This window comes from Mitsuokella apri (assembly GCF_047974105.1).
GTDB lineage: Bacteria > Bacillota > Negativicutes > Selenomonadales > Selenomonadaceae > Mitsuokella.
This window is the reverse complement of the sequence record NZ_JBHYRS010000001.1, coordinates 513,133-529,723: the sequence shown is the minus strand read 5'-3', so window position 1 is coordinate 529,723 and position 16,591 is coordinate 513,133. Positions and strand designations below refer to the sequence as shown.

Here is a 16,591-nt window from a genome sequence, read left to right as displayed (position 1 = left end):
AAAGGTCAGTCTGATAATATTGTAAGGTAGGCTAACTATAGGGAACATGGCACGTGACTCGTTTTATCGGAAGCATGTTCCCGTCATAAGCATAGAAATAGAAGGAGTGATTTGGTTGCTGGGATTCATCAAGAGATTCTTAGGTGACAATAACGATAAAGAGATTGCCCGTTACCGCAAAGTGGTCGATAAGATCAATGCGCTCGAGCCGCAGATGCAGGCTCTTACGGACGACAAGCTGACGGGTTATACGAATAAATTCCGTGAGCGTCTCGCAAATGGGGAAACGCTTGAAGATATCCTGCCTGAGGCATTTGCTGTCGTGCGCGAAGGTTCGCGCCGCGTACTGGGCATGCGTCATTTTGATGTACAGCTCATCGGCGGCATGTGCCTGCATGAAGGCAAGATTGCCGAGATGCGTACCGGTGAAGGTAAAACCCTCGTGGCGACGCTGCCTGTGTACCTCAATGCGCTGACCGGCGAAGGCGTGCATATGGTCACGGTCAATGACTATCTGGCCAAGCGCGACAGCGAGGATATGGGACGTCTGTATCGCTTCCTCGGCCTGACTGTCGGCCTTGTCGTGCACGATATGGACTTCCCGGAACGAAAATTTGCATACAGCCGCGATGTCACGTTCGGTACGAATAACGAATTCGGTTTTGACTATCTGCGTGACAACATGGTTATCTATCCGGAGCAGATGGTCCAGCGCAAGCTCCACTATGCCATCGTCGATGAGGTGGACTCCATCCTCATCGATGAAGCGCGTACGCCGCTTATTATTTCGGGCCCGGGCTCCAAGTCGACGGATATGTACGCCGTCATGGCCAAGGCGGTTGCCGGACTTAAGGAAGGCGCTGACTATACGGTCGATGAGAAGCAGAAAACGGTAGCTCCTGCCGACAGCACGATTCCGAAGGTCGAAAAGATTCTCGGCATCAACAACCTTTATGCACCGGAAAATATCGAGCTTTCCCACTGCTTTACGGCTGCCCTGCGCGCCAAGGCCCTGATGAAACGCGACCGCGATTACGTCGTGCGCAACGGCGAAATCATCATCGTCGATGAGTTCACGGGCCGCCTGATGGAGGGACGCCGTTATTCGGACGGCCTGCATCAGGCTATCGAGGCCAAGGAGGGTGTCAAAATCCAGCGCGAGAGCCAGACGCTGGCCACCATCACGTTCCAGAATTATTTCCGCATGTACGATAAACTGGCCGGCATGACTGGTACGGCCAAGACGGAGGAGGACGAGTTCCTCAAGATTTACAATCTGCCGGTCATCGTCGTGCCGACGAATAAACCGGTCATCCGCAAGGATTATCCGGACCTCATCTTTAAGACGAAACGCGCGAAGTACAAAGCCGTTGGCAAGGCCGTTACAGAGCTTCACGCCAAGGGGCAGCCGGTGCTTATCGGTACGACCTCCATCACGCAGTCGGAAGAACTCAGTGCCATTCTGCGGAAACACGGCATTCCCCACAATGTGCTCAATGCGAAGTTCCATGAAAAAGAGGCTGAAATCATCGCCGGTGCCGGTCAGAAAGGCGCCGTGACAATTGCGACGAACATGGCCGGCCGCGGTACGGATATCAAGCTCGGCGAGGGTGTGCCGGAACTCGGCGGCCTCTTCATCATCGGTACGGAGCGTCACGAATCCCGCCGCATCGACAACCAGCTGCGCGGCCGTGCCGGCCGTCAGGGCGATCCGGGTGCTTCGCGCTTCTATCTGTCCCTCGAAGATGACCTGCTGCGCCTCTTTGCCTCGGACCGCATTTCGGGCATCATGGATAAGCTCGGCATGGAAGAGGATGAGCCGATTGAACACAAGCTCATCACGAACTCCATCGAGCATGCGCAGAAGAAAGTTGAAGCCCGCAACTTCGATATCCGCAAACACGTCCTCGAATACGATGACGTCATGAATCAGCAGCGTGAAGTCATGTACGGCGAACGCCGCAAGATTCTCTTTGGTGAGAACCTGCGCGAGAACATCATGGGCATGGTCAAGCACATCATCCGTGCGGAGATGGACCAGTACGCCAATGCTGACCTCTATCCTGAGGAATGGCAGCTCGACGGCCTCATTGAAGATGCTGAGAAGATTTATGCACCGCAGGGACGCCTTAAGAAGGAAGAGCTCGCTGCGATGAGCCGCGATGAACTGCAGGAAACGCTTGAAAAACTCGCGGAAGAGGGCTATCACAACCGTGAACTGCTCTTTGGCGAAGAGAATATGCGCGAACTCGAGAAAGTCGTCATGCTGCGTGTCGTCGACAAGAAGTGGATGGAACACCTCGACCATATGGATATGCTGCGCGACGGCATCAACCTGCGCGCCTATGGCCAGCGCAATCCGCTCGTCGAGTACAAGATTGAGGCTCTCGACATGTTCGAGGAGATGGAAGCAGCCATTCAGGACCAGATTGCTTCGCTCATGTATCATGTCAGCATCATTACGCCGGAGCAGCAGGCTGCACAGCAGGCTGCTGCCGCTCAGGCCAATGCAAATCAGCCTGCAGAGGCTTCGGCACAGGACAAGGCCAAGATGGAAGAGATCATCAAGAATCAGAAATCGCAGCTTGAAGATCACCTGCAGAATGCACAGGCATCGCATGGCGACGAGGTCAGTGCGGCTGAAGCCAAGAAGAAGCCTGTGACAAAGGACGGCAAAAAAATCGGCCGCAACGATCCCTGCCCATGCGGCAGTGGCAAAAAGTACAAGAATTGCTGCGGCAGGAATGAAGTCTGATCAAAGCGCCAAGGCGCCGACAGCAGTGAATCATACATCAGAACGATAAACGTAAGAACCATAGAAGATAGAAGGAAAGGGTAATATGCTCGAAGATATCAAACCCCAGCTTAGTGAACTCAAGACGAAGCTGGACCAGATGGGGGAATCTCTCGAGGTTCCGGCCAAGGAAGAGAAGATTGCCGAACTCGAATACAAGATGGGAGAGCCATCTTTCTGGGATGATGCAGAAAAAGCTCAGAAAATCAATCAGGAACTCAATGATGTCAAAATCAGTGTCGATAAATACAAGCATCTTGTCTCGAAATTCGAAGATGCCCAGACTCTTTGGGAGATGGGCATGGAAGAACAGGACGAGAGCATGGAAGAGGATGTAAAGACAGAACTGGCAGCTGTGTCCGAGGGACTCGAGAGCCTGCAGCTTGAGGTCCTGCTTTCCGGACCTTATGATGCCAACAATGCCATCCTGACGCTGCACGCCGGTGCGGGCGGAACGGAAGCGCAGGACTGGACGCAGATGCTCCTGCGCATGTACGGCCGCTGGGCAGAACGCCATGGCTTTACGGTGGAGACAGCAGATCTGCTGCCCGGTGATGAAGCCGGCGTCAAGAGCGCAACGCTCTTCATTAAAGGTCATAATGCCTACGGTTTTCTGCGTTCCGAGAAGGGCATTCACCGTCTCGTGCGCATTTCCCCGTTTGACGCACAGGCACGCCGCCATACGTCGTTTGCAGCCTGTGATATCATGCCGGAGATCGACGATAACGTCGAGGTCAACATCAATATGTCGGATGTCCGCGTCGATACGTACCGTGCATCTGGTGCCGGCGGTCAGCACATCAACAAGACGTCTTCGGCTGTGCGCATGACGCACATCCCGACGGGCATTGTCGTGCAGTGCCAGAATGAACGCTCCCAGCTGCAGAATCGTGAGCAGTGCCTCAAGATGCTGCGCGCAAAGCTCTTTGAACTCGAGATGGAGAAAAAAGAGGCCGAGCTTGCCAAGCTCGAGGGCGATCAGCAGAAAATCGAGTGGGGCAGCCAGATCCGTTCGTATGTCTTCCAGCCTTATACGATGGTTAAGGATCACCGTACCAATGTCGAAACGGGCAATGTGCAGGCTGTCATGGACGGCGATATCGACATGTTCATCCGTGCATTCCTCGCGGCGAAAGCAAATCATGAAATCTGAGTCGTGTTTTCAGAGGAGTCAGGAGCAGCGCTTCTGACTCCTTGTTCCGTTGGCAGGTGATGAAATTGCGAAAAACCTTGACTATTACGGGCTTGTTCTTCATAATATTAATCGTGCTTGGCGAGCTCTTGCTGCCGCCTGTTGTGGAAACAGCCCTCGAAGGGCGTCTGTCTCAGAAATTCTCGACGCCGGACGTCAGTGTGGAACTCACAGCTTCGCCGCGCCTCGCGCTGCTTTTTGGCCATACGGATACACTGGCCGTTACGGTGAAGGACGGACAGGTCGGGCAGCTGCGCGTAAGGGAAATGTCCCTGAATGGACGCAGGGCAGACCTTGACATGAGCTCATTTTTTAAGGGCAGGCTGGCTCTTGAAGATGCAGAAGCACTTTCTCTCACGGCCATGTTTGATGAAAATGGCCTGCGTGAAGCATTGGCCCGCAAAATAAGCAAGGCCGATAATGTCGAAGTGCATATCACCGATGAGAATGTACTGGTGACGGCAGATACCAATCTTCTGGGGCGCAGGGCGCAGGTCGCTCTGGTTGGCCATATTGTGGCGGATGATGGTACGCTCTATTTGGATACGGAGCAGTTTGACATCCAGAATTCGCCGTTTGGCACGGCGCGTCTTGGCGATACGCTGGGCCGCATTCCTCTGGTAAAACCGGAACAGCTTCCTCTTGCGATGCGCGTGATTTCGGTAACGCAGCAGGAAGGCAGTGTGCTGGTGCGTGCCGGCGAAGAATAAGGGATTTTTAGGATAAGGTGGATTAGATGAAAGGATTCAAGTATAACCGCTTTCTGGTGCTGGTTATTATCGTAGGCCTGCTGGCAGCAGTTGCCATCGGTTTTCAGCGCCACGCGGTAGAACGGGCCAACCGTCAGGTCGACCTTGCCATTGATTATGAGGGACTGCAGGAACTTGCTGAGCGCGAAGGCCTGCCGGAAAGCGTCGTGCTTGAGAAAGCCAAAGAGGCGGGAATTTCGTCACTGGCTGTCTATGAGACGACGTTCAAGAAACTCAATGACAACGGCAAGGCGACGGCTGTTGCAGGCAGTACGATTCTCGCACATTATCATGACGGCACGCTGAGTGACCCGCTTTGGCGGCAGCTCGTTGCTTCGGGCAAAATTGACGGCAGGGAAGTCTATGTTGTCGGCCACGATGCTCAGACGTACCGCGAAGTCAAGGAAGACCTCATTCGCCGCCTTGGCAGCGACCGTGTGACGGCCATGCAGGTGGGAAATGAGGAAGTGCTGGCGGTCAAGGCACATTACGAATCTTTCCTCAAGATGAATCTCGGCATGCCGACGGATGAGATGAAGGCTGTCAACGATGCCGGTTTCCATGTGCTCGCACGCCCGAGCAATTACGCGGACTGCACGCCTGATGATGTCAAGGCTGTCTTTGCGCGTCTCGATGGCTTTGATGTCTCAGAAATCGTCTTCTCGGGACAGCAGTCTCTTGGTGCGCCAAAGGCCCTGCAGACCACGATTGATGAGATGAAAGACCGTCATATCAACCTCGGTCTCATTGAAGCCGTCACGCAGCTGCAGTTCTATAAGCAGGATGGCATGCAGGAGATAGCCAAGGGGCTTGGCTACGACCATGTCGCACGTCTCTATTCCATCCCGAAGGACGAGCAGCCGAAACTCAAGATTGATACAGCAGTCGAGCGCTGGTCCAATACGGATGAAGAACGCAATATCCGCATTGACCTCCTGCGCATCTACGACAAGCCGTCGCCGAATATGAGTCTCATGGAGACAAATATGAATTATTTCAAGGCGACCCATGACAAACTCATCGCACATGGTTATACTATTGACAAGGCCGGTACATTTGAGCTCTACAATGCCTCAAAATATCTGCGCGCTCTTGTCATGCTCGGCGTAGCAGCGGCTGGTGTGCTCTACCTTTCACTGGTCATTCCGAAGCTCAATGCGCGTACGCGTTATCAGTACATCCTGTTTGTTGTTTGCGGACTCCTCGCGGCAGTGCCGGTGCTCATGGGCAATGGCTCCAAGATTCGCGTAGTGGCAGCTCTGGCAAGTGCGAATGTGTTTCCTGCCATCGCTGTCATCTTCCAGCTTGACCGCGTGCGTGCCTACAAGAACAAAGCGCGCATTGCCCTGCCGCGCCTGATTGTGACGGCAGCCATTGCGCTCTTTGTCACAGGTGCTCTTTCGTATATCGGTGCAGCGTATCTTTCGGCTTCGCTGGCCGATACGCAGTATTTCCTCGAGTTCAATATCTTCCGCGGTATTAAGCTGACCTTTGTCCTGCCGCTCGTGCTCGTCGGCATTGCCTTCCTGCAGCGCTTCGATATCTTCGATGGCCGCATGGACGATACGGAAGGCGTCAAGGAACAGCTCAAACGCATTCTCAACATGCCGGTCAAGATCAAGACGCTGCTTGTCCTGTTCGTCGTTTTAGCTGCCGGTATTGTCTTTGTCGCGCGCAGCGGCCATACCTCCGGCATGCCTGTCTCGCAGACGGAACTGCGCTTCCGTGCTTTCCTTGAACAGGCCTTCTATGCCCGTCCGCGCACGAAGGAACTTCTGATTGGCCATCCGGCCTTCATGCTCGCAGCTATGGCTGTCCTGCGCAAATGGCCGACGATGGTATTCTTTGCCCTGGTGCTCATCGCTACGATTGGTCAGGGGTCTATGGTTGAAACCTTTGCACATATGCGTACGCCAATCTATATGTCGTTCATGCGCGGCATTGGCGGTATTGTACTGGGCGCCGGCATCGGTGCGGTTGCAATGATTTTGGTAGAAATTTGGCAGGCTGTCATGGCCAGAGCCGGGAAAAAGGAGAGTAAAGCAGACTGATGGAGAGAAGGATTGTCGTATCGGGATACTACGGCTCCAAGAATGCTGGTGATGAAGCGATGCTGGCGGCGATGCTCGAAGTACTCGGTGATCTCGACCCAAAACTTCATATCACGGTAATCTCGGCAAGCCCTGCCGATACGAGTAAACGCCATGGCGTGGAATCCATCTCCTGGTTGGGATTTCCTTCCATTATAAAGGCCCTTTGGCATGCCGATCTGCTCATCAGCGGCGGCGGGAGTCTCCTGCAGAATGTCACAAGCCGGCGCAGCCTTTATTACTATCTGGCCATCATCTTTCTGGCTCTGGTCATGCGCAAGAAAGTCATGCTTTATGCACAGGGCATCGGCCCGATTATCGGCAGTGTCGCCGAGTTTGCGATGCGCGTGATTGGCAACCGCGTCAATCTGATCACGGTGCGGGATCAGGGTTCATTAACGGAGCTGGCGAGGCTGGGGATTACGAAGCCTCAGATTGAATGCACAGCAGATCCTGTGCTTGCGATTCATCCTGTTGATAAGGAAGCGGGCAGAGCGATTTTCCATGCTTATCATGCCGATGGCGCAGAACCTGTTGTAGGCATTTCCGTACGCGACTGGCAGCATGAAACGCATTTTAAGAAGGTCATGGCAGAGGTGTCGGACCGCATTGTACGGGAATTATCCGCGCGTGTCGTCTTTCTGCCGATGCAGTTCCCGGAAGATGTACGGGCGGCAGAATCCATTGCCGAACTGACGCATGAGCCGTGTACGGTTCTCAAGGACGAATACACAACGAGCGAATTCCTTTCCCTCGTCGGCAACATGGACCTCATGCTTGGCATCCGCCTGCATGCGCTGATTTTTGCGGGAGTCATGGGCGTGCCGATGATCGGCATTTCATATGACCCCAAGATTGACCGCTTCCTGTCTTCCATCGGAGAAAAGCCGGTTGGCAGTCTCGATGATGTCACGGCAGATGAGCTCATGGCGGAAATCCGCCGCAAGTGGAACGACAAGGCCGTCTTCCGCAAGCGCAATGCGGAACTCCTCGCGAAGCTGCGGAATCTTGCGGCACGCAATGCGGAGCTGGCGCTGCAGCTCATAGGAAAATAATAGAAGAGAGGACTCTTGGGGGTCCTCTTTTTTGAATAAGACTCTTTGGGCTGCGATAAATTTCAGGAAGAATATATCAGATACTGCATTTGGTATGTATATGTTCTGTATGTATAAAAGGAACGGGAGGCTTTCATGATCCGGATGCGCGATGTCTCCAAAATTTACGAGAATGGTGCCGTGGCTCTCGACCACGTGAACATCGATATCGAAGCAGGGGACTTTGTCTTTATCGTCGGGGCCAGCGGCGCTGGCAAATCTACATTCATCAAGATGCTGTTTCGCGAGGAACTGCCTTCAAGCGGCAGTCTCTTTGTCAATGGCCATGATGTCGTTCATATGAAACGCAGCGAGGTTCCGTACCTCAGGCGCGGACTCGGTGTTATTTTTCAGGATTACCGGCTGCTGCCGGACAAAACGGTCTTTGAAAATGTCGCGTTTGCGATGCAGGTCATCGAGGCACCGCGCCGGCTCATGCAGCGCAATGTCAACGCTGTGCTCGATGTCGTGGGCCTGCGCGATAAATACCGCTGCTTTCCTTCCCAGCTTTCAGGCGGTGAGCAGCAGCGCGTGGCTATTGCGAGGGCGATTGTCAATGACCCTGCCCTTGTCATTGCCGACGAGCCCACGGGCAATCTTGACCCTGAGACGAGCTGGGATATCATGGATATTTTCAATCGCATCAATCTGGCCGGCACGACCATCGTGATGGCCACGCATGACAAGACCATCGTCGATACGATGCAGCGCCGCGTCGTGGCCATCGAAAATGGTCATATTGTGCGTGATGTGGCGCGGGGAGGCTATGGCTATGAAGCTTAGGACAGGAGAGTATTTCATTCAGGAGGTATTCCATTCCCTGCGGCGCAATAATTGGATGACGTTTGCCTCCATCGGCACGGTGACGGTTTCGCTCTTTGTGCTCGGCGTCTTTTTGATTCTCGTGCTCAATATGAACCGCTTGGCCGGCATGCTTGAATCACAGGTGCAAATCAGCGTGTATCTTGAAGATCATCTGACGGACCGCGAAAAACGGCAGCTTGAGTATGACATTGAATCCCTGCAGGGCATTGACACCGTGACATACGTGGACCGTGAGGAAGCGAAAGAACGCCTGAAGGAACGATTAGGCGACCAGAAGTATCTGCTTGACGCCCTGTCTGAGGACAATCCGCTGCCCGACGCATTTGAAGTGACGGTTACAACACCTGCTGTAGTGGAATCCGCGGCCGGCGCGATTTCTTCCATGGCGGGTGTCGAAGAAGCGAAATATGGGCAGGATGTCATCGAACATCTCTTTGATATCACGAGGCTCATGCGCATTTTCGGCCTTGTGCTCATGGTTCTTTTGGGTGCGGCGACGCTGTTCATCATCTCGAATACGATTCGCCTGACGGTTTTTGCACGGCGCAGGGAAATTGCCATCATGAAATACGTCGGTGCGACGGACTGGTTTATCCGCTGGCCGTTCCTTCTGGAAGGAGTCGTGCTCGGCTGCATTGGCGGTATTATCGCCGCCGTGGCCCTGCGCAGCTTTTATGCAGCCATGGCAGCCAAGATTTACAGCACACTGGCCTTTTTTCCTTTGCTGCCGCAGTATCCGTTTATGAATTATATAACGCTGGCTATTGTGGGCTCGGGCATTTTCATTGGTGCCATCGGCTCCCTGATTTCGCTCAAGCGTTTCCTGAAGGTTTGAACAGGAGGCGGGATTGATGCGAGATTGGCAAAAAACGATGTCATGCCTGACGGCGGCAGTACTGCTTTTCCAGATGCCCTGTCTGGCTGCGGCTCTGTCGGATGACCGCGGTACTTCTGAAAGCTACGAGAGTCAGGCTGCGGCTAAACTCCAGCAGAGCAATGAACTGCAGACTAAGATTGACAATATATCGGAGGAAAAACGCACTTTAGATGAAGCTGCTGACGCGGCCATAGAAAAGCATAAAGAGCGCAGGGCAGAACTCGATGAAACGGAAGCACGCATCAAGGAAAATGAAACAGAGCTTGCTGCCCTGCAGAAGGATTATGAGGCAAAGCAGGCGCGCCTTGGCAGGCGTGTGCGCGATATTTACATCAACGGCCAGATTTCGTATCTCGATGTGCTGTTTGGGGCGAAAGATTTTCAGGATTTTTTGACGCGCATGGACCTTTTGAAACGCATCATCCGCGAGGATTATGAACTCGTGAAGGATGTGCAGGAAGTAAAAGACAGCATGGAACTTCGGCAGGCCGGCCTTGAGCAGGACCGTGCAACGCAGGCCGAGCAGGAGGAAGAAGCTCATCTGGCCCGCGCGGACATGGAAGAAAAAGTAAAGCGGCGCGAAGCCCTCATTGAGCGGCTCAAGACGGATAAAAATCTCATTGACCAGCAGTATGACGAGCTCATGCGCGCCTCGCGACAGATTGGTGAAATGCTGCGCGGCGATGGCATGGGAAATATGCCTGCCTTAGGCAGCGGCGCGATGATCTGGCCGATATCAGGTCCTGTCACCAGCGAATTTGGCTGGCGCGTCCATCCCATCACGGGGACGCGGAAGTTTCACAGCGGCATTGACATCGGCGGCGATTACGGCCTGCCGGTGCATGCCGCGCAGAGCGGTACGGTCGAATATGCCGGCTGGATTTCAGGCTACGGCAATACCGTCATCATCAACCACGGCGGCGGCATTACAAGCCTCTACGGCCACAATCAGTCGCTCTCGGTAAGTGCCGGGCAGCAGGTCAGTCAGGGTGAAGTCATCTCGTACTGCGGTTCGACGGGCAATTCCACGGGCCCGCACTGCCATTTTGAAGTGCGGCAAAACGGCGAACCCGTCAGCCCGTATTCCTATCTCTAAGAAGAGGATGTAAATTATGAGCAAGAAAAAAATTATTATCGGCGTCGTGGCAACAGCACTGATTTCATCGGGCCTGACGATTGCCGGCCTCTGCTTTGCCTTTGGCATTCATGCCAATGAAGTAGAGGATATTGTGCGCTTTCTCGGAGTCAAGCGCTTCATCGAAACGCGCTACGTGACGGATGTCGATGAGACAAAACTCATGGATGGCGCTATTTCGGGCATGGTGCAGTCCTTAGGGGACCCGCATTCCATTTATATGAATGCAGATATGTTCGAGCAGCTCAAGGAACACACCGAGGGTGAATTTGGCGGCATCGGCGTGACAATGGGCTTCAAAGATAATAAAGTCACCATTATTTCCGTGCTTGAAGATACGCCGGGCGAAAAGGCCGGCCTGCAGGCCGGTGATGAAATCACGGCTGTTGACGGCACGCCGGTTACGGAGATGCAGCCGGAGGAAGTGGCCATGCATATCCGCGGCGAGGTCGGTACAGAAGTCACACTTTCCATCAGCCGCAATGGTGAGGTACAGGATTACAAAATCACGCGCGCAACCATCAAGCTCGATACGGCCAAGGGCGTCATGCTCGGTGACGGCATGGGCTATATCCGCATTTCCTCGTTCTCGGAGAATACGGGCAAAGAGTTCAAATCTGCTTATGAATCGCTTGAGCAGCAGGGCATGAAAGGCCTCATCATCGATTTGCGTGAGAATCCGGGCGGCCTTGTCACGAGCTGTGTCGACATTGCGAACATGGTTGTGCCGAAGGGGCCGATTGTTTCGGTAGTCGAACGCGACGGCTCGAAAGAAGTTCATGAGTCGAAACTGGAGGAGAGCAAATACCCCATTGTCGTCCTGATTGACGGCAACAGCGCGAGTGCTTCCGAGATTCTCGCAGGTGCCCTGCAGGATACGGGCGCTGCCACACTCGTCGGCACGAAGTCGTATGGCAAAGGCTCCGTGCAGGTCGTTGTGCCGATGCTGCACAATGACGGTCTCAAGCTGACGATTGCCAAGTACTATACGCCAAATGGCCGCTGCATCGACGGCACGGGCATTGAACCGGATGTCGAAGTGCCGATGCCGGAAGATGCCACGACGGATGTACAGCTTGATAAAGCCAAAGAAGTGCTGCAGGAAAAACTGCAGCAGCAGTAAAACCTGACAAAGCATAGAAAAACGGGGCGTTCCATGATATGAGCTATGATATCGTGGAACGTCCCGTTTTTGGCTGGAATTAAGCGTGTTTCTGGATGCATTCGAGGAAGGCCGTGCCGTATTTTTTCAGCTTGTGTTCGCCGACACCTTTGACGAGCAGCATTTCGTCACGCGTATGCGGTTTTACGGCGCACATATCCTTGAGCGTGGCATCGGAAAAGACGACATAAGGCGGGATATGGTCGCGCAGGGCAATTTCCCTGCGCAGGGCACGCAGGTATTCAAAGAGCTCCGGTGCTGCTTCTTTGCGGGTGATTTCTTTTGGCACAGCCTGAAAGACTTTTTTTTGGCCGCGCAGCACGGGGTAAGCAGTTTTCTGCAGGGTCAGCACGGGATATTTGCTCTCGGTCAGCGCGAGGTAGTCCGTGGCGACAAAGCGCTGGATGAGGAGCTTGATGTCAGCGAGACTGCGTTCTTTCATGAGGCCGTAAGTGGAAAGCTGGTCAAAATGAAGCTCCTTGACGCGTTTATCCGAGGAGCCCTTGAGCACCTGTGCGACGAGATTCAGGCCGAAGCGTTCGTGCATGCGGTAGACGCAGGAAAAGACTTTTTGTGCATCAATCGTCACGTCCTGCTCTTCAAGGCCCGCCCTGCAGTTGCCGCAGTTATCACAGGTCAGCGGCACATTTTCTTCGCCAAAGTAATGAATGATGAAATGGCGCAGGCATTCGGGCGTGTGGCAGTAGTCGACCATCTTCTGCAGGCGTCCGAGATTATGGCGCTTGCGCTCTTCATCTTCGGTCGAGATATCGATGAGGTATTTCTGCGTCATCGTGTCCTGCGGCGAAAAGAGCAGAATGCATTCGCCGGGCTCACCGTCGCGCCCGGCGCGGCCGGCTTCCTGATAATAGGCTTCGATATTTTTGGGCATATTATAGTGGATGACAAAACGCACATTGCTCTTGTCGATGCCCATGCCAAAGGCGTTGGTCGCGACAATGACCTGCAGATTATCGTAGAGAAAATCATCCTGCGCGGCGGCGCGTTCTTCGTCACTTAATCCTGCATGGTAGCGTCCGACGGCAAAATGCTTTTTCTGCAGCAGATGATAGAGGGCATCGACTTCTTTGCGTGTGGAGGCATAGATGATGCCGGCTTCATCTTCGTGACTTTTGAGATAGCGTTCGATGAATTTCTTTTTATCCTCGCCGCGACGCACTTCAAAATAGAGATTCGGGCGGTCAAAGCCTGTGACGTGCACAGCGGGACTATTCAGGCCAAGCAGGCGTACGATATCCTCGCGGACTTCAGGCGTGGCCGTGGCGGTAAAGGCCGAGACGAGTGGACGGCGCGGCAGGGCCTGCAGGAAGGGGGCAATCTGCCGGTAGCTTGGCCTAAAATCGTGACCCCATTGGGAGAGGCAGTGGGCCTCGTCTACAGCGACCATGGAGATGGGCTGTTTTTCGAGAACATATTGGAAGTAATTTGTGTCAAGGCGCTCCGGAGCGATGTAAATGAGCTTGAACTGCCCGCTGGCAGTGGCCCGCAGGCGTGCATCGGCCTCATCGAAGGAGAGCGAGCTGTTGATATAGGTGGCAGGCACGCCCTGCTCGGCGAGGGCATCGACCTGATCTTTCATCAGGGAAATCAATGGCGAAATCACGAGGGTGAGGCCGGGGAAAATCAATGCCGGAATCTGGAAGCAGATGGACTTACCGGCACCCGTCGGCATGATGGCGACCGTGTCGCGGCCCGTGAGCAGGCTCTCGATGACGGGTTTCTGAGCAGGCCGGAAATCATCGTAGCCGTAATACTGCTTGAGCAGGAGACGTGCCTGCTCAAAATAAGGACTGTGCATAATCTTCTCCTTTCTTTAATATATATTTAATTGTCCTGTAAATCGATAGCAACATCCTTATTCTATCATATAATAGTTGCAAAAAATATGATAAGATAATAACCATGGACTGAGAACAGAATAGAATCACTTGTCGATTGATCGGGAGGATAATACATGAAGAAAAGACGTCACGGGAAGGAGACCGTCATGCTTTTAGGAGCGATGCTCCTTGGCATGCCGGCTGCATCCTGCGCGGACCTTTCCCTGCAGGATGCCATTGATATGGCGCTGGAGCAAAACACAGCCCTGCGCATCACGCAGAAGAACGAGGATACGGCTCAGGCCGAACTTGACCAGACAAAAATCGAAAATGGCCTGCAGATCAAGGGTTCAGAATCCCTGAGTGCAGAGACGCACAGTTCTTCTGAGACAGATACAAGCAAGAGTTCTCTTGGGGTGACAGCATCGTATCCCGTTTATACGAGCGGCAAGGCAGAAGCGAATATCGACAGCAGTAAGCTGGGTCTTGAGGCAGCGAAGCTTTCGACCGAACGCAGCCGCGAAGACCTTAAACTCAGTGTCATCAAGGCCTATTATGATGCGCTGGAAGCGCGCCGCACGGTCGATGTACGTCAGGAAACGGTTGATAAATATCAGGACCATTATACGAATGTCCAGCAGCTCTATGCTGCCGGTTCCAAGGCCCGCATCGATGTCATCCGCTCTTCGGTCGAGCTCAGCAACGCCGCGCAGAACCTCATCAAAGCGCAGAACAGCTACGAGGTGGATTTGGCAGCTTTGCGCAATTATATCAATATGGACCGCAGTGAGCCCTTGAACCTGACATCTGATTTTTCGTATGATCATTTTGATATCGATATGAATGACTGTATCGATTATGCTTACCGCAATCGCAAGGACCTGCTGGTCGATACGTATAAATATCAGCAGCAGGAGGATGCCCTGAAAGCGGCCAAAGCCGAATTCGGCCCGAGTGTTACCGTCAGTGCAGGGCCGGATTGGGCGCACACGTTCAAGCCTTCCCGTAATTCAGGGACGGATTACGATTTTTCAGCAGGGGCAACCCTCTCCTGGGATTTTTGGGATAACGGTCTGACACGTGCCAAGGTCCGCAAGGCGGAAGTCAGCCGTGATATCGCGAAGCTCAATCTGACGAAAGACAAAGAGGATATCGACCTTTCGGTGCGTCAGGCCTATTATAACATGCGCGAGGCTGAGAAGCGCCTGAATTCGACCGGCGATGCCGTGCGTCAGGCAGAGGAAGATTATTTCATCGCCAAGGAGAAATACCGTGCCGGCGAAGGCTTGATGCTCGATATCATTGATGCGCAGGAAGCTCTGTCAACGGCCCGCCTCAACTACATCAGCGCCGAATACGATTATGCGCGCTATAAGGCAACGGTCGAGAATGCCATGGGCATTGAACTCACGGACCATGAAAAGGAAGCTGCGGCCAAAATGCTCTTAACGCCTGCCGATACGGCGCAGGCTGCTGTGGCGGCGGAGTCTGAAGCGGTACTGCAGAAACCGGTTGCACCGGCGAATGCAAAACCTGACAAAGATACCAAGAATCTGGCTTCGGCCGTGCAGAAAGCGAAGGAAGCCAAGGCGAACAAGCCAGCATCCGGCGATGTGTCATCCGATCAGGTCGCAAATGATTTAGCCGAAGGGGAGGCAGCTCAGTGAACATACCGAAATTACCGAAAATACCGGGGAAAGTCAAAGCCGTCATTGCTGTCCTGATTATTGCGGGCGGTGCTTTTTATGGCTATAAGTATTATGAAGGGCAGCAGGCCGCAAAACAGACTGCTGCTGTCGAGACAACTAAGGTTGTCCGCATGGATATGAAATCGACGGTTTCGGCCACGGGCACAATCCAGCCAGTCGATTCGGTCGAGGTCAGCTCTAAAATCACGGCCAGACTCAAGAGCGTGCTCGTCAAGGAAAATGATCAGGTCAAGGCAGGGCAGACCGTGGCAACGCTCGACGCCAAGGATTATGAAGCCAAAAGGGATCAGGCGCAGTACAAAGTCACGAATACAAAGGCCGAATACGACCGCATCAGTTATCTTTACAGCATCGGCGCCGATACGCAGAAACAGCTTGAGGATGCCCAGATGAATTACGATACGGCTGTGTCGGCTCTCGCACAGGCCGAGTCGGACGCAGCGGAGACGAGCATCACGGCCCCAATTGACGGCACGGTTGTCGGAGAACCGAAGACAGTTGGTACGATGGCCGTATCGACGTCGGACAATCCGACTGTCATCATGCGCATTGCGGATCTTTCAAGCAAACAGATCAAGGCCAAGGTCGATGAGACGGATATCGGCAATGTCAAAGTTGGACAGGAAGCGACGTTTACGGTTGATACGTATACGGATAAGACCTTTACGGCCCGCGTCTCGAAAATTTCGCAGACCGATACGAGCAACAGCTGGGATACGAGCTCCAGCTCGTCTTCAGGCTCTTCGGCTTCTTCTTCAGCCAGTGTCATTTACTATTATGTCACGCTCGATGTCGATGACCCCGACGGTCTGCTGCTGCCGGCCATGACGGCCCGCGTCGAGATCAATACGGCCGATAAAGCAAATGTACTCGCCGTGCCGATTTCCGTTCTGAAGACGGATTCGAATGGCTCCTACGTCATCGTGCGCAATGATGATGGTTCGCAGGAAAACCGCTATGTGACGACGGGCATTTACAGCGACGAATACGTTGAGATCCTGTCGGGCCTTGAGGAAGGCGAAGATGTCGTCTCGACGTATACCGCGAAGAAGACGAGCTCCAGCTCTTCGAAGAGGGGCGGCGGCATGGGCGGTCCGCCGATGTAAGCGCAGAGAGGAAAACA

Annotated in this window: 12 protein-coding genes; 11 read left to right on the top strand and 1 reads right to left on the bottom strand. The window is 53.7% G+C overall.

The genetic code is table 11. The features are described 5' to 3' along the window. The first annotated feature begins 115 nt into the window (after window positions 1-115). The 9 genes from secA (at window position 116) to ACE419_RS02420 (ending at window position 11,879) form a co-directional block, all read left to right on the top strand. Window positions 116-2,755, top strand: coding sequence for a preprotein translocase subunit SecA (secA, locus tag ACE419_RS02460; protein ID WP_435720893.1), 2,640 nt, complete (start codon window positions 116-118; stop codon window positions 2,753-2,755). An 85-nt stretch (window positions 2,756-2,840) separates the two neighbouring features. Then, window positions 2,841-3,947 (top strand): peptide chain release factor 2, encoded by a 1,107-nt coding sequence (prfB, locus tag ACE419_RS02455; protein ID WP_432646864.1) that lies wholly within the window; start codon window positions 2,841-2,843, stop codon window positions 3,945-3,947. A 59-nt stretch (window positions 3,948-4,006) separates the two neighbouring features. Next, window positions 4,007-4,696, top strand: a complete 690-nt coding sequence (locus ACE419_RS02450) for an LmeA family phospholipid-binding protein (protein WP_432646880.1) — start codon at window positions 4,007-4,009, stop codon at window positions 4,694-4,696. 26 nt (window positions 4,697-4,722) lie between these two features. Continuing rightward, entirely contained in the window at window positions 4,723-6,786 is a 2,064-nt protein-coding gene (locus ACE419_RS02445; RefSeq protein WP_432646863.1) for a DUF5693 family protein, read from the top strand. Further along, window positions 6,786-7,880, top strand: a complete 1,095-nt coding sequence (csaB, locus tag ACE419_RS02440) for a polysaccharide pyruvyl transferase CsaB (protein WP_435720892.1) — start codon at window positions 6,786-6,788, stop codon at window positions 7,878-7,880. The genes ACE419_RS02445 and csaB overlap by 1 nt, the downstream gene beginning before the upstream one ends. 135 nt (window positions 7,881-8,015) lie before the next feature. Further along, entirely contained in the window at window positions 8,016-8,702 is a 687-nt protein-coding gene (gene ftsE / locus ACE419_RS02435; RefSeq protein ID WP_435720891.1) for a cell division ATP-binding protein FtsE, read from the top strand. Continuing rightward, a complete protein-coding gene (gene ftsX / locus ACE419_RS02430; protein WP_435720890.1) occupies window positions 8,692-9,579 on the top strand; it encodes a permease-like cell division protein FtsX in 888 nt (295 codons plus the stop codon). The genes ftsE and ftsX overlap by 11 nt, the downstream gene beginning before the upstream one ends. 16 nt (window positions 9,580-9,595) lie before the next feature. Then, complete coding sequence (locus ACE419_RS02425; RefSeq protein WP_435720889.1) at window positions 9,596-10,717, top strand: murein hydrolase activator EnvC family protein; 1,122 nt, start codon at window positions 9,596-9,598, stop codon at window positions 10,715-10,717. A gap of 16 nt (window positions 10,718-10,733) precedes the next feature. Beyond that, the gene (locus tag ACE419_RS02420) at window positions 10,734-11,879 is read left to right on the top strand and encodes a S41 family peptidase (protein WP_432646828.1); all 1,146 of its coding nucleotides are present in this window, start codon (window positions 10,734-10,736) and stop codon (window positions 11,877-11,879) included. 79 nt (window positions 11,880-11,958) lie between these two features. Here ACE419_RS02420 and recQ read toward each other — a convergent pair whose 3' ends face one another. After that, the gene (gene recQ / locus ACE419_RS02415; RefSeq protein WP_435720888.1) at window positions 11,959-13,737 is read right to left on the bottom strand and encodes a DNA helicase RecQ; all 1,779 of its coding nucleotides are present in this window, start codon (window positions 13,735-13,737) and stop codon (window positions 11,959-11,961) included. A 156-nt stretch (window positions 13,738-13,893) separates the two neighbouring features. Between recQ and ACE419_RS02410 the strand changes: the two genes are divergently transcribed. Next, window positions 13,894-15,426: a TolC family protein gene (locus ACE419_RS02410; protein WP_435720887.1), complete on the top strand. Its 1,533-nt coding sequence runs from the start codon at window positions 13,894-13,896 to the stop codon at window positions 15,424-15,426. Beyond that, window positions 15,423-16,574 (top strand): efflux RND transporter periplasmic adaptor subunit, encoded by a 1,152-nt coding sequence (locus ACE419_RS02405; protein ID WP_435720886.1) that lies wholly within the window; start codon window positions 15,423-15,425, stop codon window positions 16,572-16,574. Before ACE419_RS02410 ends, ACE419_RS02405 begins: the two co-directional genes overlap by 4 nt. Window positions 16,575-16,591: the final 17 nt, after the last annotated feature.